General features: G+C 68.5%; 20 protein-coding genes. 12 read left to right on the top strand and 8 right to left on the bottom strand.

All coding sequences use genetic code 11. From position 1 onward, the window contains the following. Positions 1–156 precede the first annotated feature (156 nt). Positions 157–1,131 (bottom strand): GlxA family transcriptional regulator, encoded by a 975-nt coding sequence (locus tag GVY39_RS31840; RefSeq protein ID WP_159930657.1) that lies wholly within the window; start codon positions 1,129–1,131, stop codon positions 157–159. Between the two features lie 154 nt (positions 1,132–1,285). On the opposite strand from GVY39_RS31840, the gene GVY39_RS31835 reads away from it, so the two are divergent. The 4 genes from GVY39_RS31835 to GVY39_RS31820 all read left to right on the top strand — a co-directional run bounded on the left by GVY39_RS31835 (position 1,286) and on the right by GVY39_RS31820 (position 3,699). Continuing rightward, the gene (locus GVY39_RS31835) at positions 1,286–1,711 is read left to right on the top strand and encodes a VOC family protein (protein WP_159930663.1); all 426 of its coding nucleotides are present in this window, start codon (positions 1,286–1,288) and stop codon (positions 1,709–1,711) included. 56 nt (positions 1,712–1,767) lie between these two features. Then, positions 1,768–2,205, top strand: coding sequence for a hypothetical protein (locus GVY39_RS31830; protein WP_159930656.1), 438 nt, complete (start codon positions 1,768–1,770; stop codon positions 2,203–2,205). A gap of 254 nt (positions 2,206–2,459) precedes the next feature. Next, entirely contained in the window at positions 2,460–2,897 is a 438-nt protein-coding gene (locus GVY39_RS31825; RefSeq protein ID WP_159930655.1) for an anti-sigma factor, read from the top strand. Next, a complete protein-coding gene (locus tag GVY39_RS31820; RefSeq protein ID WP_159930654.1) occupies positions 2,890–3,699 on the top strand; it encodes an RNA polymerase sigma factor SigF in 810 nt (269 codons plus the stop codon). The genes GVY39_RS31825 and GVY39_RS31820 overlap by 8 nt, the downstream gene beginning before the upstream one ends. 31 nt (positions 3,700–3,730) lie before the next feature. On the opposite strand, the gene GVY39_RS31815 is transcribed toward GVY39_RS31820, so the two are convergent. Beyond that, positions 3,731–4,225, bottom strand: a complete 495-nt coding sequence (locus GVY39_RS31815; protein WP_236565781.1) for a MarR family winged helix-turn-helix transcriptional regulator — start codon at positions 4,223–4,225, stop codon at positions 3,731–3,733. 87 nt (positions 4,226–4,312) lie between these two features. Between GVY39_RS31815 and GVY39_RS31810 the strand changes: the two genes are divergently transcribed. Continuing rightward, a complete protein-coding gene (locus tag GVY39_RS31810; protein ID WP_236565780.1) occupies positions 4,313–6,397 on the top strand; it encodes an MMPL family transporter in 2,085 nt (694 codons plus the stop codon). A 48-nt stretch (positions 6,398–6,445) separates the two neighbouring features. Here the strand turns inward: GVY39_RS31810 and GVY39_RS31805 are convergent, their stop codons facing one another. The 5 genes from GVY39_RS31805 to GVY39_RS31785 form a co-directional block, all read right to left on the bottom strand. Then, a complete protein-coding gene (locus GVY39_RS31805; protein ID WP_159930652.1) occupies positions 6,446–6,619 on the bottom strand; it encodes a CsbD family protein in 174 nt (57 codons plus the stop codon). Positions 6,620–6,806: 187 nt separating this feature from the next. Beyond that, positions 6,807–7,625 carry a hypothetical protein gene (locus GVY39_RS31800; RefSeq protein WP_159930651.1) on the bottom strand — a complete coding sequence of 273 codons (819 nt, stop codon included), beginning with the start codon at positions 7,623–7,625 and terminating at the stop codon, positions 6,807–6,809. 303 nt (positions 7,626–7,928) lie between these two features. Then, positions 7,929–9,227 carry a bifunctional o-acetylhomoserine/o-acetylserine sulfhydrylase gene (locus GVY39_RS31795; RefSeq protein ID WP_159930650.1) on the bottom strand — a complete coding sequence of 433 codons (1,299 nt, stop codon included), beginning with the start codon at positions 9,225–9,227 and terminating at the stop codon, positions 7,929–7,931. Between the two features lie 47 nt (positions 9,228–9,274). Next, entirely contained in the window at positions 9,275–9,790 is a 516-nt protein-coding gene (locus GVY39_RS31790) for an OsmC family protein (RefSeq protein WP_159930649.1), read from the bottom strand. 90 nt (positions 9,791–9,880) lie between these two features. After that, complete coding sequence (locus GVY39_RS31785) at positions 9,881–11,026, bottom strand: AI-2E family transporter (protein WP_159930648.1); 1,146 nt, start codon at positions 11,024–11,026, stop codon at positions 9,881–9,883. Positions 11,027–11,200: 174 nt separating this feature from the next. Here GVY39_RS31785 and GVY39_RS31780 point away from each other — a divergent pair, with 174 nt between their 5' ends. Both GVY39_RS31780 and GVY39_RS31775 read left to right on the top strand, forming a co-directional pair. Then, on the top strand, positions 11,201–12,649 hold the full coding sequence (locus tag GVY39_RS31780) for an SDR family oxidoreductase (protein WP_201295421.1): 1,449 nt from the start codon (positions 11,201–11,203) through the stop codon (positions 12,647–12,649). A gap of 119 nt (positions 12,650–12,768) precedes the next feature. After that, positions 12,769–14,064, top strand: coding sequence for a VWA domain-containing protein (locus GVY39_RS31775; protein WP_159930646.1), 1,296 nt, complete (start codon positions 12,769–12,771; stop codon positions 14,062–14,064). A gap of 124 nt (positions 14,065–14,188) precedes the next feature. Here GVY39_RS31775 and GVY39_RS31770 read toward each other — a convergent pair whose 3' ends face one another. Continuing rightward, on the bottom strand, positions 14,189–14,464 hold the full coding sequence (locus GVY39_RS31770; protein ID WP_039796837.1) for a hypothetical protein: 276 nt from the start codon (positions 14,462–14,464) through the stop codon (positions 14,189–14,191). A 297-nt stretch (positions 14,465–14,761) separates the two neighbouring features. On the opposite strand from GVY39_RS31770, the gene GVY39_RS31765 reads away from it, so the two are divergent. From GVY39_RS31765 to GVY39_RS31745, 5 genes are all read left to right on the top strand, one after another. Beyond that, the gene (locus tag GVY39_RS31765) at positions 14,762–15,055 is read left to right on the top strand and encodes a hypothetical protein (protein WP_040865713.1); all 294 of its coding nucleotides are present in this window, start codon (positions 14,762–14,764) and stop codon (positions 15,053–15,055) included. A gap of 245 nt (positions 15,056–15,300) precedes the next feature. Beyond that, positions 15,301–16,722, top strand: coding sequence for a DUF1254 domain-containing protein (locus GVY39_RS31760; protein ID WP_159930645.1), 1,422 nt, complete (start codon positions 15,301–15,303; stop codon positions 16,720–16,722). A 235-nt stretch (positions 16,723–16,957) separates the two neighbouring features. After that, on the top strand, positions 16,958–18,373 hold the full coding sequence (locus tag GVY39_RS31755) for a DUF1254 domain-containing protein (protein WP_159930644.1): 1,416 nt from the start codon (positions 16,958–16,960) through the stop codon (positions 18,371–18,373). Between the two features lie 191 nt (positions 18,374–18,564). Beyond that, positions 18,565–19,794: a cytochrome P450 gene (locus GVY39_RS31750; RefSeq protein ID WP_159930661.1), complete on the top strand. Its 1,230-nt coding sequence runs from the start codon at positions 18,565–18,567 to the stop codon at positions 19,792–19,794. 8 nt (positions 19,795–19,802) lie between these two features. Continuing rightward, on the top strand, positions 19,803–20,528 hold the full coding sequence (locus GVY39_RS31745; protein WP_195070137.1) for a TetR/AcrR family transcriptional regulator: 726 nt from the start codon (positions 19,803–19,805) through the stop codon (positions 20,526–20,528). Positions 20,529–20,531 lie beyond the last annotated feature (3 nt).

Below are 20,531 nucleotides of genomic sequence, written 5' to 3'. Positions count from 1 at the left end.
GCACACGTGATCACTCACCGCCCAGCCCTCGAAGCCATCCAGCGATGGTCGACCTGGCGCCGACGCCACCAATATCGGGCGAAGAAAGCCCACTACCAGCGACGACACCGATTACGTCACGAAGTGCAGCTGGAGTACTAGGCCCGGCGCTGGACCTCAATAGGAAACGCGCGCCACGCGGATCTCGGAGATCGACATGCCCCGTCGGCGGCGGAACAGGCCGCGAAGCGTTCCGGCATTGAGGTAGCCCACCTTGGCCGCCACCGCGTCCACCGTGAGCGACGTGGTGCGCAGCAGATGCACGGCGCGTTCCAGGCGGATGTCGTGCACGAATTCGGTGGGGGACATGCCGAGTTCGGCATGCGTTGCCCGCTGCAGGCTGCGTTCGGTGACACCGATCGCGCGGGCGGCCTGAGCGATCCGGAAATTGTCGCCCAGGTGCTCGCGCACCCAGCGTTCGAAGGCGGCGGTGACCGAATCACCGCGTGCGATTACCTCGGGAACGATGAACTCCCGCTGCGGTCGTCCCGCGCCGACCGCGAGGTAGCGCATCGCGCGCTCGGCCAGCGCCGGGCTCTTGGTGGCGATCAGCGACAGGGCCAGGTCCATGTGCGACAGCGCCGCGCCCGCGGTGGTGACGCCGTGGCCGCGGCACAGCGTGCGGCCCTCGTCGAGCTCTACCCGCGGATAGCGGCGCCGGAAGCTTGGGCCGAGCCACCAGCTCGTTGTGGCGGGTGAGCCGTCCAGTACGCCCGCTTCTGCCAGGAAGAACGTTCCGGTACAGGCGCCGGCGAGATGAGCCCCCCGCTCGCGCGCCGCGATCAGCCGGTCGAGCACCGGGCGGCTGGCCGGTGCGGAGATGAGGTCGATCAGCGCGGTGGCCTCCAGGACGTTCACCGCGGGCACGATCATCAGCTCGAATGCGTCGCCGAACTCGTCGAGGGGGATCGTCGGCACGGTGTTGCCGTTGCCCGACCGCACGCTGGCGCCGAACGACACGCTGCGCACCCGCCACGGCTGCGGCGGGTCGGGAAGTTCGGTCCGCACGGCGTTGGCGGTGTTGAAGGTCTCCAGCAAGGCGGCGTATCCGAAATCGGCCACACCGTCCACCACGAAGACCGCGACGTCCATGTCGGAAACAGTACCGAAGATGTCGTTCACGACACTCGGTTCCGGTGGAATTCTGACCTACTGTCATCGCCAGACGGCTCCCCGTCCCGCAAGCGCGGTCCCTCGGAGTCGATACAGCCTGCCGTACCTCGTCACTTGAGGAGTTCGCGTGACCATGATCGAAACGACCGGGACCCACCACATCCGGTTGACCGTGACGGACATCGCCCGGTCCCGCGCCTTCTATCGGGACGTGCTCGGGTTCCCGGTCGCCGCCGAATCGCCTGGCAGCCCGGACGATCCGGCGGTGCGCGCCGATCCGATGCGGCTTTTCGGCGGGGTGGTGTTCCAGGCCAACGGCATGTTGCTCGGCCTGCGCCCGGTGGCGGCCGCGACGGATCGATTCGATTCCGAACGGGTGGGTTTGGACCATCTCAGCTTCTCCGTCCCGGCGCGGGCCGATCTGGTGGCTGCGGCCGCGCGCCTGTCGGAAGCGGGCATCGAACACGGCGAGATCACCGAAATGGCTGATTTCGGGATCGCGATCCTGTCGTTCTCCGATCCCGACGGCATCCACCTCGAACTCACTGCGCCACTGTGAATCCAGCACGTGCTGTGGCGCCGGCACGGCCGTGGCCGATCCGGAAGGGCTCGGCGTTGCCGAGTCCGAGCACTCTGCTGTGCGCCCTCGGCGGCCACCACGTGGAGGGCCCGGTGAGCCGGTGGGCGCGCGAGCTGACCGAACTGCACGGACGTCGCCGGGAGGTGGGACGCCGAGTCGAGATCGAGGAGCGCCGTGCGGAGTTGGTGGACCGGATCAACACGTGGGCGACGCTGCACCTCCCGTGCGCTGCGCCGGGTGCGCGCCTGCACGATTCGAGCTTGGGCGAGATGATCGACCGGATGGCCGCGGTAGCCGAGCAGGCGTTCCACCTGCTGATGCACGACGACCCGGCCGGCGAGCGCGTGCACGCCGCGTGGACCCGGCTGGCGGAATGGGAGATCGCCTATGCCGATCTGGCGGGCGCGGTCGGGGACGGCCGTCGTCGCCTCCCCTCGACACGGACATCTCCGGCATCATCGGCGACTCGGTGATCCGGAGGCGCCGATCGAGGACCGGCCATACCGCCGCGTCCGGGCCTGGACGCCGAAGAGGCGGCCCGAGGAATGCGCTGATGATCCTGGGCGTGCGCCCGTTGTGTTTCGTGAGCGCGCTCACGCCGGAGTCGCTGCACGACCCCCGCTGCGGGCCGAGACGCGCGCACTGTGCCGTGGCCGTTCGAAGGCGAGTCGACGAGAGGGCGTAGGCTGAGCGCTCCGACGGACGGCGCGACTTCTGGGAGCGGTGCATGAGCAAGGGTGAGGGGACTCCTCCCGCTACGACGCGGACCGGCACGATCAGCGTGCGGGTGCCCGCGGTGTCCGAGCAGCTGGCGATGCTGCGTGCCTTGGCCGAGACCGTCACACTCATGGCCGATTTCGGTATCGATGAGGTGACCGACATCCGGCTGGCGCTCGACGAGGTGGCCAGCGCGCTGGTGCTGGACGCGGTGGACGGCGCGGAGCTCGAGTGTGCGTTCGGCTTCGAGGACGACGCGGTGGACGTGCGTGTCTCCACCGTCACGGTGTCGGACGCGAGTCCGGACGAGTCCGGCTTCGGCTGGCACATCGTGGCGACGTTGACGGACTCGGTCTCGTCGTGGCGAGGCGAACACGATCCCGCCGCGGGCGGCTACCCGACTGTCGTCGACTTCCGTTGGGTGCGCGGCGGCTCGAATAATGGGTAGCGATTCGAATCAGTTCACTCCCAAACGCAAATCGCGGGGCGACAGCTACGACAATATCGAGCCACTCTTCGCCGAATTGGCCGCACTGGCGCCGGACGACCCGCGCCGGGAAGCCCTGCGCGCCGAGGTGATCGAGCGCTGCCTGCCCCTGGCCGAGCACATCGCGCGCAAGTTCAGCGGGCGCGGCGAGAGTTTCGAGGACCTACTGCAGATCGCGCGGGTGGGCATGCTCGCCGCCGTCGACCGCTTCGATCCCGGACACGGCGCGACGTTCCTGTCGTTCGCGGTGCCGACGATCATGGGCGAAGTACGCAGGCATTTCCGCGACTACGCCTGGTCGGTGCGGGTCCCGCGGCGGCTCAAGGAGATCCAGTCCACCATCGGTCCCACGGTGGAGGTCCTGTCGCAGCGGCTGGGCCGGATGCCCCGGGCCAGGGAGATCGCCGAGGAACTGGGCGCGGACCTGAACGAGGTCACCCAGGCGCTCATCGCGCGCAACGCCTATCAGACCTCCTCGATCGACGCCGCCTCCGACACCGACGACGCGGAGTCCGGCGGTCCCTCCCTGCTGGACTCGCTCGGCGCCGAGGATCCGGACTTCGGCACCGTGGAGAACTACTTGGCGGTGAAGCCGCTGCTGGCGGCGTTGCCCGAGCGGGAGAAGCAGGTTCTGGTGATGCGCTTCTTCGATTCGATGTCCCAGGAGCAGATCGCCCAGCGGATCGGCTGTTCGCAGATGCAGGTCTCACGCATTCTGTCGAAGACCTTGAAGTCGCTGCGCGAACAGGCTCTCCGGGACTGACACACCGAACTCGGACCTGCCGGTGCTGCTTTCACTCGCCGGTCAGGTCGTCGTGATATTCGCGCATCGCCCGGACGACGGCGACCAGCACGCGGTGCGCCGCGCGTAGGTCGGCGTCGGGCAGTTCGGCCATCGCGGCGCGGGTCTGCCGTCCGAGCGGTGTGAAGAAGCCGCGGGCCACGTCCATGCCGTGCTCGTCGTAGTGCAGGATGACCCGCCTGCGATCGGTCGGGTCGGCGGCGCGGCGCAGGTGACCGGAGTCGATCATGCGCTCGACCAGATAGGTCACCGCGGATGAGGAGATTCCCATCAACTTGCCCAAGCCGCCCGCGGTCAGCGGCGCGCCCTCGAGTTCGGCGGTCGCGACGTGCATCAGCGCGCGAAAGTCATTGGTCCGCAGCTGGTTGGACCGTGCGAAAACCTGCCCGATCTGTTCGGAGATCGCGCTGAGGGCGCGGATGTCGGCGGCGATGTCGGTTTCCAGTTCGTCACGGTCCGTCCCGCCCGTGTTTGGCTCTCCGGTCAACGGCGCATCCCTTTCCACACGGGGGTCAGCGTAGTTCAGCCGGTGTCTCGATTGCTTAATATTTCAGTTTCTGAGAGAGTTGGCCGCGTGAGCGCTTGGGATCGCTATGCGTCGGTGGTGACCGCCCGGACATCGTGGGTACTGCTTCTCGTGCTCGCCGCGGCCTCGATAGGCCTGATCGGTGCGGTCGGGGAGAACGAGGCCGCCGGGCAGGCTCCCACTGCGCTGCCGTCGACGGCGGAGTCCGCCCGGGTCGAGCAGGCGCTGGAAGAGTTCCCGGACGCGGGGACGACCGCCGCGATCATCGTGGTCACCCGTGCCGACGGCGCCGAGCTGACCGAAGACGACCGCGACGCCACCGCAGCGGCGGTGACCCGCGCGTCGGGACGCGCGCCCGGCCCGGGCGAGCTGCTCGCCGCGCCGGATCGGAAGGCGGCGATCGGACAGGTGCCCGTGAGCGCCGACCTCAACGGATTCGCGCTGACCGACCGCGTCGGGGAGATCCGTGCGGCGGCGCGGGACGGCTTGCCCGCCGGGTTGATCCTGCAGGTGACGGGTGGTCCGGCGTTCGGAGCCGACATCGCGGACTCGTTCTCCGGAGCCAACGTCACCCTGCTGGCGGTGACCGCGGTGGTCGTCGCGGTGTTGCTGATCGCGACGTATCGCTCCCCGGTGCTGTGGCTGGTGCCGCTGACGGTGGTCGGCGTGGCCGACCGGGTGGCCACCAGTGCCGGAACCGCCCTGGCCCGTTTGACGCCGCTGACCTTCGACGGCTCGACGTCCGGCGTCACCAGCGTGCTGGTGTTCGGTGCGGGCACCAACTACGCGCTGTTGCTGGTGTCGCGCTATCGCGACGAACTGCACCGGGAGTCCGACCATCGCGCGGCGTTGCGGCAGGCGGTGCGGCGCGCCGGGCCCGCGATCCTGGCGAGCAACGTGACGGTGGTCGCCGCACTGCTCGTGCTGCTGCTGGCTTCGGTGCCCAGTACCCGCAGTCTGGGTGTGATGGCCGCGCTCGGGTTGCTGGTGGCCGTGGTGTTCGTCCTGCTCGCGCTGCCTGCCGCGCTCGCGCTGTGCGGGCGCAACGTGTTCTGGCCCTTCGTGCCGCGGGCCGACGACCGGGACACGGCCGACGAGGGAATCTGGCACGCCATCGCCGCGCGCGTGGTGCGCAGGCCCGCGCTGGTCGCCGGGAGTGCGATCGCGGTGCTCGCGGTCTGCGCGACCGGGTTGCTGACGGCGCAGGTGGGGCTCTCGCAGACCGAACAATTCCGGGTCCGCGCGGAGTCGGTGGAGGGATTCGACGCCCTCGCGCAGCACTTCCCGTCCGGTTCTTCCGATCCCGCGATCGTGCTCGCGCGCAGCGAGGCGTCGCCCGCGGTGGAGGAGGCGTTCCGCCGCACCGAGGGCGTGGTGCTGACGTGGCAGTCGGGTACTTCCCCGACCGGGCTGACGCGGTGGTCCGTGGTGATCGACGCGCCACCGTCGTCCGCACGTGCCTTCGACACGATCGAGGCGCTACGCGCGTCGCTCGCGCGGGCTCCCGGAGCCGACGCGCTGGTCGGCGGCACCGATGCGCAAGCGCTGGACGTGCAGGACGCCGCGAGCCGGGACCGTGAGGTGATCATCCCGCTCATCCTCGTCGTCGTGCTCGTGGTGCTGCTGGTGCTGCTGCGCGCGGTGCCCGCGGCGGTGCTGCTGGTCGCGGTCACGGTGTTGAGCGCGCTGGCCGCGCTCGGCCTGGGCAGCTGGATGAGCGAGCACGTGTTCGGATTCCCGGCGCTGGACATCAGTGTGCCGCTGTTCGCGTTCCTGTTCCTGGTCGCGCTCGGCGTCGACTACACGATCTTCCTCGTCACCCGGGCACGGGAGGAGACACCGCGACACGGCACCACACGCGGCATGGTGCGGGCGGTGGCGGTGACCGGCGCGGTGATCACCAGCGCGGGCATCGTGCTGGCCGCGGTGTTCTGTGTGCTCGGCGTGCTGCCGCTGATCACCCTCACCCAGGTCGGCATCGTGGTCGGCCTCGGTATCCTGCTCGACACGTTCGTCGTGCGCACGGTGGTGATTCCGGCGCTGTTCAGCCTGATCGGGCGCAAGATTTGGTGGCCGAGCGAACTGCGCCTCGTCGAGGAGGAGCGGCCGGTCGGCGGACAGGAGAGCGGATGACCGCGTCGGGCGGCCATCCGCTCTGTTCAGGCGAGAGAGAGTGCGAGGTCAGCGCCGGAAGGCGTCCTTGACCTTTTCCCCGGCGTCCTTCAGATCCGACTTGGTCTTGTCGGTGCGGCCTTCGTCCCGCTTCCCACGGTCGCCCGTCGCCTCGCCGAGCTTCTCCTTGGCCTGGCCTGCGACTTTCTCGGCCTTGTTCTTCGCTTTGTCGACTGTGCCCATGTCACAACCTCCTTTGTGAAGAGACCGGCCGGCCATCTTCAGCCGGTCTTCTTCGCCATAGCCCTATCCAGCGCGGCCAAACATCGGTTCCCTGCCGCACAGCAGAAGACCCGGCGCGAACCGGGTCTTCTCGGGAGGTGTCCGACCAGGTCGGCGCCCTGCTCCTGTCCGGAGCCGGAGAGACGGATTACGAGGCCGGAACCGTGGGCGGGGTGAAAAGTCCCTGGGCGACTCCGGCGCCCGCGCCGAGGGCCGCGCCCAGAGCGATGGCCGGGGACGCGACGAACCCGTAGCCGATCGCGGCGCCGAAGGCCATGACGGCCACCGTCCCGGTCGGGAACATCGGGATGCCTGCGATGGCGCCGCAGATGGCGCCGATGACGGCTCCGATGGAGGCGACCGGCGCGGCCACCATGCTGCCCACCGAGGCGCCGACGGCGGTGGAACCGAGGATGTCGGCGGCGATGCGGTCGGAGCGCGACGGCTCGAACCCGGCCGAATCCAAGGTCTGGGCGATGCTCGCTTCCGGCCCCGCGATCGCGTCGTTGAAGATCTTGCCCTGCTCAGGAGTCAGGAAGTCCGGCCGGCCGATCACCACCGATCCCACGCGCAGCGTCCCGGGAGGCGCCTCGATCGGCGCGACCGCGGGAGCCGGTGCGGCCGGGTTGGGCAGGTGCAGCCGGTGCGGGAGGATGGGCGCGAGCACGTTCGGGTCCGGCATCGGACGAGTGGTGCTCAGGTCATTGCGGCCCGCGGACACCGGGGGCATGGGAGGCGCGGCCTCCGGCGGAACCGCTGCGGGATCCACGGGATCGGCCGCCGGGGCGAGGACGCCGACGGCGGGCACCGGGGCGAACGGAATCCGGATGGAGATCTCCGGCACCAGCGGCTCGGCGGTGGCGGTCGCGGCCCCCATCACCGACAGCGGGATGGCGCTCGCCACGACCAGGGTGGCGGCGCGGCGAAAGAACGGGTGTGCCGGAGTTTCGGGTGTCTCTACGTCCATGAACTCATCCACCTCATTCTGAAGAAGACATATACCTACCTTTCTGATTCGGTTCCGAACGTCTTACGGATGCGCGAAGATTTGATCTCGTTTCGGTTTCCACAGCCCATACGCGCGGGCGGTGGAATCGTCAGAGGGCGATGCGAAAGCGGGGCCGCCGTGGTGTACCCGCTTTGTTATTTGTTTTGTCGACGTAAATCTCGAAAAAGACGCGTGAAACGGGTTTCAGCCCCGCTGTCGGCGCTCGGCGCCCCATGGTGTCAGAGCTGAATGCCCCGGGTCGATCGCCCGGGGCACCGAACCTCAAGAATTCACGGCGTCGAATCCCGCGCGCAGGTCGGCGAGGATGTCATCGATACCCTCGATGCCGACCGCGAGCCGGACCAGGCCGGGCGTCACGCCCGCGGCCAGCTGCTCTTCCGGCGTCAGCTGCGAGTGGGTGGTGGAAGCCGGGTGGATCACCAGCGAGCGCACGTCGCCGATATTGGCGACGTGGCTGTGCAGTCGCAGCGCCTCGACGAACCGCTTGCCCGCGTCGACGCCGCCGGCCAGCTCGAAGCCGATCACCGCGCCCGCGCCCTTGGGCGCGAGGCTGCGGCCCCGCTCGTACCACGGCGACGACGGCAGGCCCGCGTAGGACACCGAGGTGACTTCGGAACGGGTGTCGAGGAATTCGGCCACCGCCTGCGCGTTCTGCACATGCCGCTCGATCCGCAGGCTCAGCGTCTCCAGGCCCTGGCTGATCAGGAACGCGTTGAACGGCGAGACCGCCGAGCCGAGGTCGCGCAGCAGTTGCACGCGCGCCTTGAGCGCGTAGGCGGGCGCGCCGAGATCGGCGTACACCACACCGTGGTAGCTCGGGTCGGGTTCGGTGAAGCCGGGGAACCGGCCACCGGTCCAGTCGAACTTGCCGCCGTCGACGATCACGCCCGCGATGGCCGCGCCGTGTCCGCCGAGGTACTTGGTGGCCGAGTGTACGACGATGTCGGCGCCGTGAGCCAGCGGCTGGATCAGGTACGGCGTGGCGACGGTGTTGTCCACGATCAGCGGCACGCCGCTGTCGTGGGCGACCTGCGCGATACCGGGGATGTCGAGGATGTGGTTCTGCGGGTTGGAGATCGTCTCGCCGTAGAGCGCCTTGGTGTTCGGACGGATGGCGGCCCGCCACTGCTCGAGGTCGTCGGGGTCATCCACGAAGGAGACCTCGATGCCGAGTTTGGGCAGCGAGTAGTGGAAGAGGTTGTAGGTGCCACCGTAGAGCCGGGGGCTGGAGACGATGTGGTCGCCCGCTCCGGCGATGTTGAGGATCGCGAAGGTCTCCGCGGCCTGCCCGGAGGCCAGCAGCAGGGCGGCGACGCCGCCTTCGAGTGCCGCGACGCGCTGCTCCACCGCGTCCTGGGTGGGGTTCATGATCCGGGTGTAGATGTTGCCCGGCTCCGCCAGACCGAACAGCGCGGCCGCGTGCGCGGTGTCGCGGAAGGTGTAGGAGGTGGTCTGGTAGATCGGGAGCGCGCGGGCGTTGGTCGTGCCGTCCGGAATCTGTCCGACGTGGATCTGCTTGGTCTCGAAGCTCCAGTTCTGGGACAGGTCGGGTTCGGTCATCGGGAGGTCCTCCTGTTGTTCGGGAATCGATCGGGTCGGTACGGCGGCTAATCGGTGATCAGGGTGGTGTCGACCGCGGTGCGTCCGGTGGTGAGATCGAGCACCGGGCAGTGCGCGTCGACGGTCTGCTGGAGTTCGGCATAACGCTGCTCGGTGTCGGGGCCGCTGATGCGCACGGTCACCCGCACCGCTTGGAACCCGGCGCGGACGGCCTCGTCCAAGCCGAAGAACCCGCGCACGTCGAGATCGCCTTCGGCGCTGACGGCGAGTTCATCGATCGTGATGCCGAGGCGCTGGGCCCAGAACCGGTAGGTCACCACTTGACACGCGATGAGAGACGCCAGGTACACCTCGACCGGGTTGGGCGCGGTGTCCGCGCCGCCGAGCGCGGGCGGCTCGTCCACGCGAACGGTGTGCTTGCCGAGAGTGATCGCGCTGCCCACCGTACCCTCCGGGACCCCGGAGGCACGGAACACCACCAGAGCGTTCGCCGGGTCATCCGCGACGGCCCTGGCCGTCGCGTCGGCGATGTCGTTGAGCGGGGTGCTCACATCAGTTGTCATGTCCACTGACGCTAGGAACCGCGGCGGGCGACGGCGATAGTTACATTCGGACTGAGTGCAACGATGGCGCGCGGCTCTCGTGCACCGCCGTCACTCCGCGGGCTCGGCCTCGGTCTTCGGTTCCGGCGGCGTCACGGTGGCCGCGTCGATCTGCTCGCCGACGTAGCGCAGGACGACCGCGGCCATCGCGACGACGGGAACGGCCAGGAACGCGCCGACGATCCCGTACAGCGAGCCGCCCGCGGTGACCGCCAGCAGCACGATGACCGCGTGCAACTGCATAGTGCGGCTCTGCAAAACCGGTTGCAGCACATTGCCCTCCAGCTGTTGCACGGCGATGACGATGCCGAGCACGATCAGCGCGGTCACGAAGCCGTTGCCCACCAACGCCACCAGCACCGCGAGCGCACCCGCGACGAACGCGCCGACCATGGGGACGAATCCGCCGAGGAAGGTGACCACCGCGAGGACCAGCGCCAGCGGCACCCCGAGGATGACCAGGCCCGCGCCGATGAGCACCGCATCGATCAGGCTGACCAGCGCCTGGGTGCGGATGAATCCGCCGAGCACGGCCCAGACCCGACTGAGCACCTCCTCCAGGTGCTTGCCGCTGCGGCTTCCGGAAACGCTGTGCACCCAGGGCAGGAAGCGCGGTCCGTCCTTGACGAAGAAGAAGGTCAGCACGAGCACCAGGAACAGGGTGATCAGCACCGACGTCGCGGTGGACACACCACTGAACACGCCGCTGGCGATCTGCTCAGAACTCGACTGCAGCCGGGAGACGATCGCGTCCACAGCCGAATCCAGTTGTTCGTCACGGATTCTCAGCGGCGGACCTTGTAACCAGTCGCGCACCTGCTCGACGCCCGCGCTCGACTTGTCGGCCAGCTCCGGCGCCTGGTCCACGACCGACGGCACGATCAGCGCGATGACGCCGGCCAGCACACCGATCAAACCGATCACCCCGATCGAGGCGGCCGCGGCGGGCGGCAAACCGTGTGCGGTGAGCCAGCGGACCGGCGGCCACAGCACTGTGGCGACCACGATCGCCAGCGCCACCGGCAAGATCACCACCCACAGCCGGGCCACCAGGAATCCCAGCACCCACGCGCCCGCCGCGATGGCGACGATGCACAGCGCCCACTTGGCCAGCCACAGCAGGCCCACCCCGATGACGTCACCGCGATCCCGCAAGGTGGGCTTGTCTGGTCCGTGGCTTTTGCTACGTTCGCTCACCGGCCCAGTCTGGCACGAGGTCACCGGATCGAGCAGGGCTCGAGCCCGCCCTCCATACCGGTTGCGGCCCCGTGGGGCACGCGTGCGGCGCGGAAGCGCGACGCGGTTTGACCCGGCAGCCCCTGGTCATCACCTGAACAGGTCACGGGAAGGGTGGTTGTCGTGCGGTGTGTGGTGTTCGGTGCGACAGGCTACATCGGCGGACGGCTGGTGCCGGAGCTGCTGCGCGCCGGTCATACGGTTCGGGTGCTGGCGCGCACACCGGGCAAGCTCGCCGATGCTCCCTGGCGCGATCGCATCGAGGTGCTGGCCGGTGACGTGACGTCCGCCGCCGATGTGCGCGCCGCGCTTTCCGGACAGGACGTGCTGTACTACCTGGTCCATTCGCTGACGCGCGCCGACTTCGACACGGTGGACCGGGAGGCCGCCACGCTGGTCGCGGCCGAGGCGGCGCACGCGGGGCTGACCAGGATCGTCTACCTGGGCGGCATCGTCCCGGACGAGCAGCGGCTGTCGCGCCACTTGGCCTCCCGATCCGAGGTCGGCGAGATCCTGCTGGCGGGCTCGGTGCCCGCCTTGGTGCTGCGCGCCGCGGTGATCATCGGTTCCGGCTCGGCCAGTTTCGAGATGCTGCGCTACCTGACCGAGCGTTTGCCGATGATGGTCACACCGCGTTGGGTACGCAACAGGATTCAGCCGATCGCGGTGCGTGACGTGCTCTATTACCTGACCCAGGCGGCGACGCTGCCCGAAGGCGCCGGCGGCGCGTTCGACATCGGCGGTCCCGACGTGCTGACCTATGCGCGGATGATGCGCGACTACGCCGAAGTGGCGCAGCTGCCACGACGGCTGATCGTGCCGGTGCCGGTACTGACGCCGTGGTTGTCGGCGCAGTGGGTGAATCTGGTGACCCCGGTGCCACGCGCCATCGCCGTGCCGCTGATGGAGTCGCTGATCAACGACGTGGTCTGCCGCGACCACGCGATCGCCGAACTCATCGCGGACCCGCCGGGCGGACCGACCGGTTACCGGCGGGCGGTGACCTTGGCGTTGGAGAAGATTCGCGACCTGGATGTGCCGACCAGGTGGTCGGATGCCCATCCGCCGGGCGAGCCCTCGGATCCGCTGCCCACCGACCCCGAATGGTCGGGTGGCTCGCTGTACCGGGATGTGCGCGAACGGCACACCGACGCCGACCCGGCGACGCTGTGGCGGGTGATCGAGGCGATCGGGGGCGAACACGGCTGGTATTCCTTCCCGCTGGCCTGGTCGCTGCGCGGCTGGATGGACCGGCTCGCGGGCGGCGTCGGTCTCGGGCGCGGCCGTCGCGATCCACACCGGCTGCACGAGGGCGAGGCGCTGGATTGGTGGCGGGTGGAGCGGCTCGAGCGACCTCGGTTGCTGCGGCTGCGCGCCGAGATGCGGGTGCCGGGCCGGGCCTGGCTGGAGCTCTCGGTCGAGCCGGACGGTCCGGGCGCCACCTACCGCCAGCGTGCCCTGTTCGAACCGCGCGGGCTGGCCGGGCATCTGTACTGGAAGTCCATCGCGCCGTTCCACGCGGTCATCTTCGGTGGGATGGCGCGCAATATCACCGGCGCCGCGGAATCGTCGCGCACGGGATGACCGCGAGTTCGTCGGAGGGCGAGGCGGTCTCGATGCGGCGCGAAGGTCCGCATTCTCCCCAGCGTGCACCTACCCTGATTCCGGTGGCGATTTCGGAGTGATGACGGCTGGGAGTCTCGGTGGGCGCGGCATTGGTCAAAGGTCAGAACGGGGCATTGGACGTGGCCCGCGTGCTGGTGTCGGTGCGGACCGAGGCCGCGGTCGACGTATCGGCGCTGCTGGTGACCGAAGCGGGGCGCGTGCGATCGGACGCGGACTTCGTGTTCTTCAATCAACCGAGCGCGCCGGGCGTGTCGCTGGGGCGCGGAACGCCTGCCGCGCTGTCGGTTTCGCTCGGCGAACTGCCCCCGGACGTCGCGCAGCTGCGTGCGGTGCTCACCCTCGACGATCCGGCGGAGTCCTTCGGCGGGTTCCCGCCGCCGATCGCCACGGTCGCCGACGCGGCGGGGACCGTGCTGTACGAGTACCGCATCGAGGGTTTGGGCAGTGAATCCGTGGTGATCGCGCTGGAGCTGTACCGCCGCCAGGACTCGTGGAAGGTGCGCGCGGTCGGACAAGGTTATGCGGGCGGGTTCGCCGCGCTCGTCACCGATCACGGCGTGAGCGTGGACGACGAACCAGCCCAAGGAGGCACCGCATCCTCGAGCTCTACCGCGCCCGCGACCACCTGGACCACGCCGCCGACCGACGTCTTCACCGTTCCCGGCGAGGCCCGGCTTTCCTTCGACAAGCGCGCGACGCTGGACCTGCGTAAACGTGAAGTCGCGAAAGTTCTCATCGACAAGAACGCTTTCGGAATCCGCGCCCGCGTCGTGCTCGTCATCGACAAAACCGGCAGCATGACTCGGCAGTACCGCGACCAGGTCGTACATCGTGTCGTGCAGCGGATGATTCCGGTGGCCACCCAGCTCGACGACGACGGCACGCTGGAGGCGTATCTCTACGCGGTCTCCTTCGCCAAGTTGCCCGATATCGCCGTCGAGCACGGTGACGAGTGGGCGCGGACCTACCTGCATCTCACCGGAACCCACGGGGGCATCGACTACGACCGGCTCGGCGGCCGCAACGACGAACTGCCGATCATGCGCGACATCATCGACTCGCTGCGCCGAGGCGATCGCCCCACACTCGTGTTGTTCTTCACCGACGGGGGCTTCGCCAAGAAGCGCGAGATCGCGGCGCTCATGCGCGAAGCTTCGCTGCTGCCCGCCTTCTGGCAGTTCGTCGGCCTCGGCCGCGCCAACTACGGCCTGCTGCGCACCCTGGACGAGCTGTCGGACCGGGCGGTCGACAACGCGGGGTTCTTCGCCCTCGACGACATCGATCAGGTCGACGACACGCAGCTCTACGCGCGATTGCTCGGCGAGTTCCCGGACTGGCTGCGCGCGGCGCGAACCGCGGGCATCCTGCGCTGACCCACGCGGTGACCGCGCAGCGGCATCAACGCGTCGAACAGCGCAAAGCTGCCCTGCCCACTCGACATTACCCGCCTGATATAGCGAGAAGCTATGGCGGTGTGGAGTTTCGGTGCGCCTCGGATCAGCCGATGACGGCGTTCATGATGGTGCCCGCGCTGGTGGCGATCACCCCGCCGATCATGGCTCCCGCCACCATCTTCGGTGATTCGAGCCCGCCGCCGGTCCACTTCTCCCAGGCGAAGCGGCCACCGGCGTAGATGATGCCGCAGATGCCCGACAGGAGCACGAACCACGTCAGGTAACGGACCAGTTGGAGGAACTTGTCGGAGATCGGCGGTGCTTCTGGAGTGGGATTGCCGATCTGCGCCAAGGTGTCGTAAGCGGCGGCCAGGATCATCGTCGTTCGCTCATTCTGGATTCGGGACAGGGGCAGGTGATTCGCTGAGAAGATCGTATCCGTTCGCTCGCCGCGATGCAGTCGGGTCCGTGCAGCGCAGGAAAGTTCGCGTTTCCCGGTAGCCTGGCCGGGTCTGCCTGTCTCGCGGCTGGTCGGGAACGTTGCGCGCAGTGCGCACACCGCAGCGCGGTCTGTGCCCGTATCCTGGTTCGTGGCCGAATTCATCGGTAGTCGAACGGCTTTCGCATAGCGACTGGTCGGCGGCAGGGTTGTATTCGAGCGTAGAGGGAGTAGACGGTGAGCATCATTCTGGCGTCGGTCGGCGATTCGTTCACGACGTTGGCGCAGATCGGCAATCCGACCCCGGAGGCGCCGCCCTTGGCGGACAAGCTCTTACAGTTCGTCCGGTATCTCACCTGGTTCGCGCTGGCGTCCGGCATCGTCAGCATCATCTACGCGGGCGGCAGATTCGCCTGGGAGAAGTGGAGCGGCGGCGGCTTGCAGTCGCCGAAGATGATCGCGGGTGCGATGCTCGGCGGAGTGGTCGCCACCAGCGCGGGCACCATCATGAACACCGTTCTGGAGTTCTGACCGCGGGCGCGACGCGGCGATCCCGCCCGGCACATCCTCGTCGGTGACGACGAGCGTGCCGAGAACGGGTCGCCGCGAGGCGCCGGTCGCGACCGCCGAGGGTGCCGCCGGATGTTTCGCGTCCGTCATACGGTTCCCCCTTTTCCTGCGATCACCGCGTTGACCTGCTATTTCCGTTGCTCGGGGCGGCTATACTCCGGTGCGGATCTCGCGGTGCCCGACACGATCGGAGACGGAGCAGGATCATGGACGACAGGACCGGCGGCGAGTCCGGGGTCTCGCGGCGCACGGCGCTCGGTATCGCGGCGGCATCGGTGGTCGCGGCCGGGTTGGCGGCGTGTGGGGGTGACGACGAAGACCGCGCCCCGGGCTTCGTCCCTGAGGACGCCGCCACGATCGCCAAGGACGCCTACGTCTTCGGGTATCCGCTCGTCCTGATGGACGTCACGCGCGAGGCGGCGGAGGGGGCCACGCCCGCCAACCGGTTCCAGCACGCGACGGCGTTGCCCAGCCCGGCACAACGCGACGTCGTGCGACTGGACCGGGATTCGCTGCGTTCGACCGCTTGGCTGGATGTGACGGCCGAGCCGATGGTGCTGAGCGTTCCCGCGATGGACAGTGGCCGGTTCTGGCTCGTGCAAGTGCTGGATGCCTGGACGAACAACGTGCACAATCCGAGCCAGGCGCGGCCGCAGGCGAGATCGGCCACTGCACCGTATTCCTATGTGGTGACCGGTCCGGGATGGTCGGGCACGTTGCCGGGCGGTCTTACGCCGTTGCCGATGCCGACGCCGACGGTGTGGCTGATCGTCCGGATCCAGGTCGACGGGGAGAACGATCTGCCGGTTGTCCGCTCGTTGCAGCAGGAATTGCGGCTGGTTCCGTTGAGTGCGTGGATCGCGGGCGGCGAGCCGCCGGCTCCCGCCGCTCCGCCGCGGCAGGCGAGTGTACAGCCGCCGCCCGAATGGGTCGCGGAGATGGACGCGGGAGTGTTCTTCGATCGGATGTGCGCGCTGTTGTCGATCAACCCGCCCGCTCCCGAGGACGCCCCCGCCATGCGGCGCTTCGCGGAGATCGGTATCCGGCCCGGCGGCGCGGTCGAGGGTCTGTCGGAAGGCGATCTCTCGGCCGCGATCGACACCGCCAAACAGCAGATTCCGGTGTATCTGGGCGCCCGCACGGTCAACGAGAACGGTTGGCTCATCGATCCCCTCGTCGGGCGCTTCGGCACCGACTACATGCTGCGCGCCGCCATCGCGCAGATCGCGCTCGGCGCCAGTCTGGCCGAGAACGCCTTCTATCCGACGCTGTTCGCGTCGACCGACGCGGGCGGCGGCGCGGGCCGATTCCGGCTGCATTTCGCGCCCGGCCAACTGCCGCCCGTCGACGACTTCTGGTCGTTGACCGCCTATGGCGCCGACAGCTACCTGGTGCCCAATCCGGCCGGGATCTACGCGGTGGGCCACCCGGCGCCGGTGGTACTCAATCCCGACGGGTCCTCCGATATCGCGTTGCAGTACAGCGACCCGGGGCCGGGTGTGCCCGCCGGGAACTGGTTACCCATCCCGGAATCCGGTCAGTTCTCGCTGACCCTGCGCATGTACGCGCCCAAGGCGGAGGCGATCCAGGGACGGTGGCGTCCACCGCCGCTGCTGCCGGTGTTCTGATCCGGGTCCATGCCCTGATCCGGTCGGTGAACCACGCGCGGCTGCTCACGGCCCGCCGAAAGCCGTGGGCAACCGGCATCGAGTGGAAGGTGCGTCCTTCGGCCCTGCTCGGCGGGTGAACCGTCCTACCACCGCGGCATCGTTTAGGCGCTGACCAGCAATTTCCCTGTGTTCGCCGGTTATAATCCGGGACGGTTGCGGCGCGGCACCGGTCGAGCGGAGGCGGAACAGGATCATGGGCGAGTGGACCTACCGCGATTCCGCGCTATCGCGCCGCGCCGCGCTCGGCCTGGCGGCGACGTCGGTGGCCGCGCTGGGTGCGGCGGCGTGCGCCGGATCGAACGGGGAGGGCTCGACCCAACGCTCCATGACCAGCGAGGGCGGCATGATCGCCAAGGACGCCTACGTATTCGGCTTTCCGCTGGTGCTGATGGACTCGACCCGGTCGATCGCCGAGGCGACCACACCCGCCAACCGGTTCGACCACGCCACGGCGTTGTACACCGCGGCGCAACGGAGGGTGGTGCGGCCGGACCCCGACACACTGCACTCGACCGCTTGGCTGGATGTGACGGCCGAGCCGATGGTGCTGAGCGTTCCCGCGATGGGTGGTAGCCGGTTCTGGCTGGCGCAAGTGCTGGATGCCTGGACGAACAACGTGCACGCCCCGAGCAGCATCCGGCCGCGGACCGAGCCCACGGCCGCGTCGCACACCTACGTGGTGACCGGTCCGGGATGGTCGGGCGCGCTGCCGGAGGGTCTCACGCCGTTGCCGATGCCGACGCCGACGGTGTGGCTGATCGTCCGGATCCAGGTCGACGGGGAGAACGATCTGCCGGTTGTTCGCTCGTTGCAGCAGAGGGTGAAACTGGTTCCGTTGAGTGCGTGGATCGCGGGCGCCGAGCCGCCCGCGCGCGCCGCTCCGCCGGGCGGGGACACGGACGCGCAACGCGCGGTCGACCAGGTCCTGGAGATGGACGCGCCGGAGTTCTTCGATCGGATGTGCGCGCTCTTGTCGATCAACCCGTCGGCGCCAGAGGATGCGCCCGCCATGCGGCGCTTCGCGGAGATCGGCATCCGGCCCGGCGGTGCGGTCGAAGGCGTGTCCGAGGCCGAACTGACCGCCGCGGCCGAGACCGTCGAGCAGCAACTCCCGGTGACCATCGGAGCGAATACGAGCAACGACAACGGCTGGGTCTCCGATCTCGGGGCGGGCCGGTTCGGCACCGACTATCTGTTGCGTGCCGTCACGGCGTTCGGCGCTCTCGGCATCCCCTTGCCGGAGGACGCGCACTACTTCTTCACGGCGGTCCCCGCGGGCGCGGGCCCTTTCCGGCTGCACTTCGTGTCGGGCGAGTTGCCGCCGGTCGACGCCTTCTGGTCGCTGGCCGTCTACGACGCCGAGGACTATCTGGTGGCCAACCCGGCCGAGATCTACTCGGTGGGCCATCATGTACCCGTCGTGCTCAACCCGGATGGTTCCCTGGACCTCACGCTCCAGCACGACGACCCCGGCCCGGGCGTCCCCCAGGGCAACTGGCTGCCCGTCCCGGAATCGGAGCCGTTTTCGGTGACCCTGGCCTTGTTCGCGCCGAAAGCGGCGGTCTTGCAGAGGCGTTGGCAGCCACCGCCGCTGATTGCGCTGCGGTGAGCCGGTCCTCGCGACCAGGTCGAGCGCGGGAGTTCGCGAATCGGTGGCGCGGCCGTCGCCGCAAAAAGTAAACGGGTTTTACTAAACACTGTTCACGGAGCTTGGTTCTGTGGTTGCATCTGCTTGGACCGAGTTCCCACATCGTCGTCCAGGTCTGCGCCAGGCCCGGACCGTAGGAGTTAGCCGTGACCGTGACCACGCCGTCGATCCCGACGGGATTCGACTTCACCGACCCCGACCTGCTCGCCAGCCGCCTGCCCATCGCGGAGTTCGCCGAACTGCGCCGCACCGCCCCGGTGTGGTGGTGCGCTCAGCACAACCGGGCCAGCGGCTTCGACGACGGCGGGTACTGGGTCGTCTCCAAGCTCGCGCACATCAAGGAGATCTCCAAGAATCCCGAGGTGTTCTCCTCGCATCAGAACACCGCGATCATCCGGTTCAACGAGGAGACCACGCGCGAGCAGATCGACATGCTCGGCGACATGCTGTTGCTCAACCTCGACCCGCCCAAGCACACCAAGACCCGCCGCATCATCTCCAAGGGGTTCACGCCGCGGGCGGTGGAGAGCCTGCGCGCCGCGCTCTCCGAACGCGCCGCTCGGATCGTGCATGAGGCCAAGAAGGCCGGTAGCGGCGATTTCGTCGAGCAGGTCGCCTGTGAACTGCCGTTGCAAGCCATCGCCGAATTGCTGGGCATCCCGCAGGAGGACCGGAAGAAGATCTTCGACTGGTCCAACCAGATGATCTCCTACGACGACCCGGAATTCGAGGGCGATCACCAAGCCGCCACCGCGGAGGTGATGGGTTACGCCTGGAACATGGCCGAGCAGCGGCGTGCCTGCCCGGCCGAGGACATCGTCACCCAACTGGTCAACGCCGACATCGACGGCGAACACCTGGGCTCGGACGAGTTCGCGTTCTTCGTCATCCTGCTGTCGGTGGCGGGCAACGAGACCACGCGTAATTCGATCACCCACGGCATGAAGGCGTTCGTGGACAACCCCGAGCAATGGGAGATCTACAAGCAGCAGCGTCCGCGCACCGCGCCCGACGAGATCGTCCGGTGGGCCACCCCCGTCACCGCCTTCCAGCGCACGGCGACCCAGGACACAGTGCTCGGCGGCCAAGAGATCAAGAAGGGCCAGCGGCTGGGATTGTTCTACAGCTCGGCCAATTTCGACGAGGAGGCGTTCGAGAATCCGTTCACCTTCGACGTGCTGCGCGATCCGAATCCGCACGTGGGATTCGGCGGTACCGGCACGCACTACTGCGTGGGCGCGAACCTGGCCCGGCTGCAGATCGATCTGATGTTCAACGCCATCGCCGATGCGATGCCCGGCCTGCGGCAGGTGTCCGATCCGGTGCGGTTGCGATCGGGCTGGTTGAACGGGATCAAGCGCTGGGACGTCGAATACGCTTGAATCGTTCGGTGCAACAGTCCAGACCACGGGGCCGTGCGCCGGTGGTGACCGACACCGACATCCGGCGGGTCGCCAGCAGATTGCTGGTCGAGCGCGGGCCCGACGCGGTCACCCTGCGCGCCATCGCGCGTGAGCTCGGTGTCACCGCGCCCGCCCTGTACCGGTATTACAAGTCGCTGGAAGACCTGCTGGAGCGCCTGCGCCTGGACTTCTGCGCCGACCTGGCCGAAGACCTGACCGCGGAGATCGCCACACTGCCCGACGACGGCGCCGTGCAGTTCTTCGCCATCTGCCGTGGCTTCCGGCGCTGGGCGCTGACGCACACCAGGGAGTTCACCCTGGTGTTCGCTTCGCCCGGCACCGGGCAGGCTCGCGCGCTGCGCCGCTTCGACGAGCCGTTCGGCCGGATCTTCCTGGCCGCGGCGGGCAGGCTGCTGGCCAACTACGACATCGTCACCCCACCCACCGACGTCATCCCGCCGGAGTTGCGCGAGGATCTGGCGCACTTCCAGACCGAACTGCTGGCCGCGCTGTCGGAGTCGGGCCAGAAGTTTCCCGCCGAGAAACTGGATCTCGGGGTGACGTATCTGATGATCCAGATCTGGGCGCGGCTCTACGGCCATGTCACGCTCGAGGTGTTCGGGAACTACCCGATCCCGCTGGAGAATCCGGAGATCCTGTTCGACGCGATGCTGGCCGATCTCGGCCGCACGGCGGGCCTGCTCGCCGAGTGAGAC

The sequence above is a fragment of the Nocardia sp. CY15 genome, from assembly GCF_009829295.1.
GTDB classification, from domain to species: Bacteria; Actinomycetota; Actinomycetes; order Mycobacteriales; family Mycobacteriaceae; genus Nocardia; species Nocardia sputi.
The sequence above is the reverse complement of the archived record's forward strand: the minus strand, read 5'-3'. Positions and strand labels throughout refer to the sequence as shown.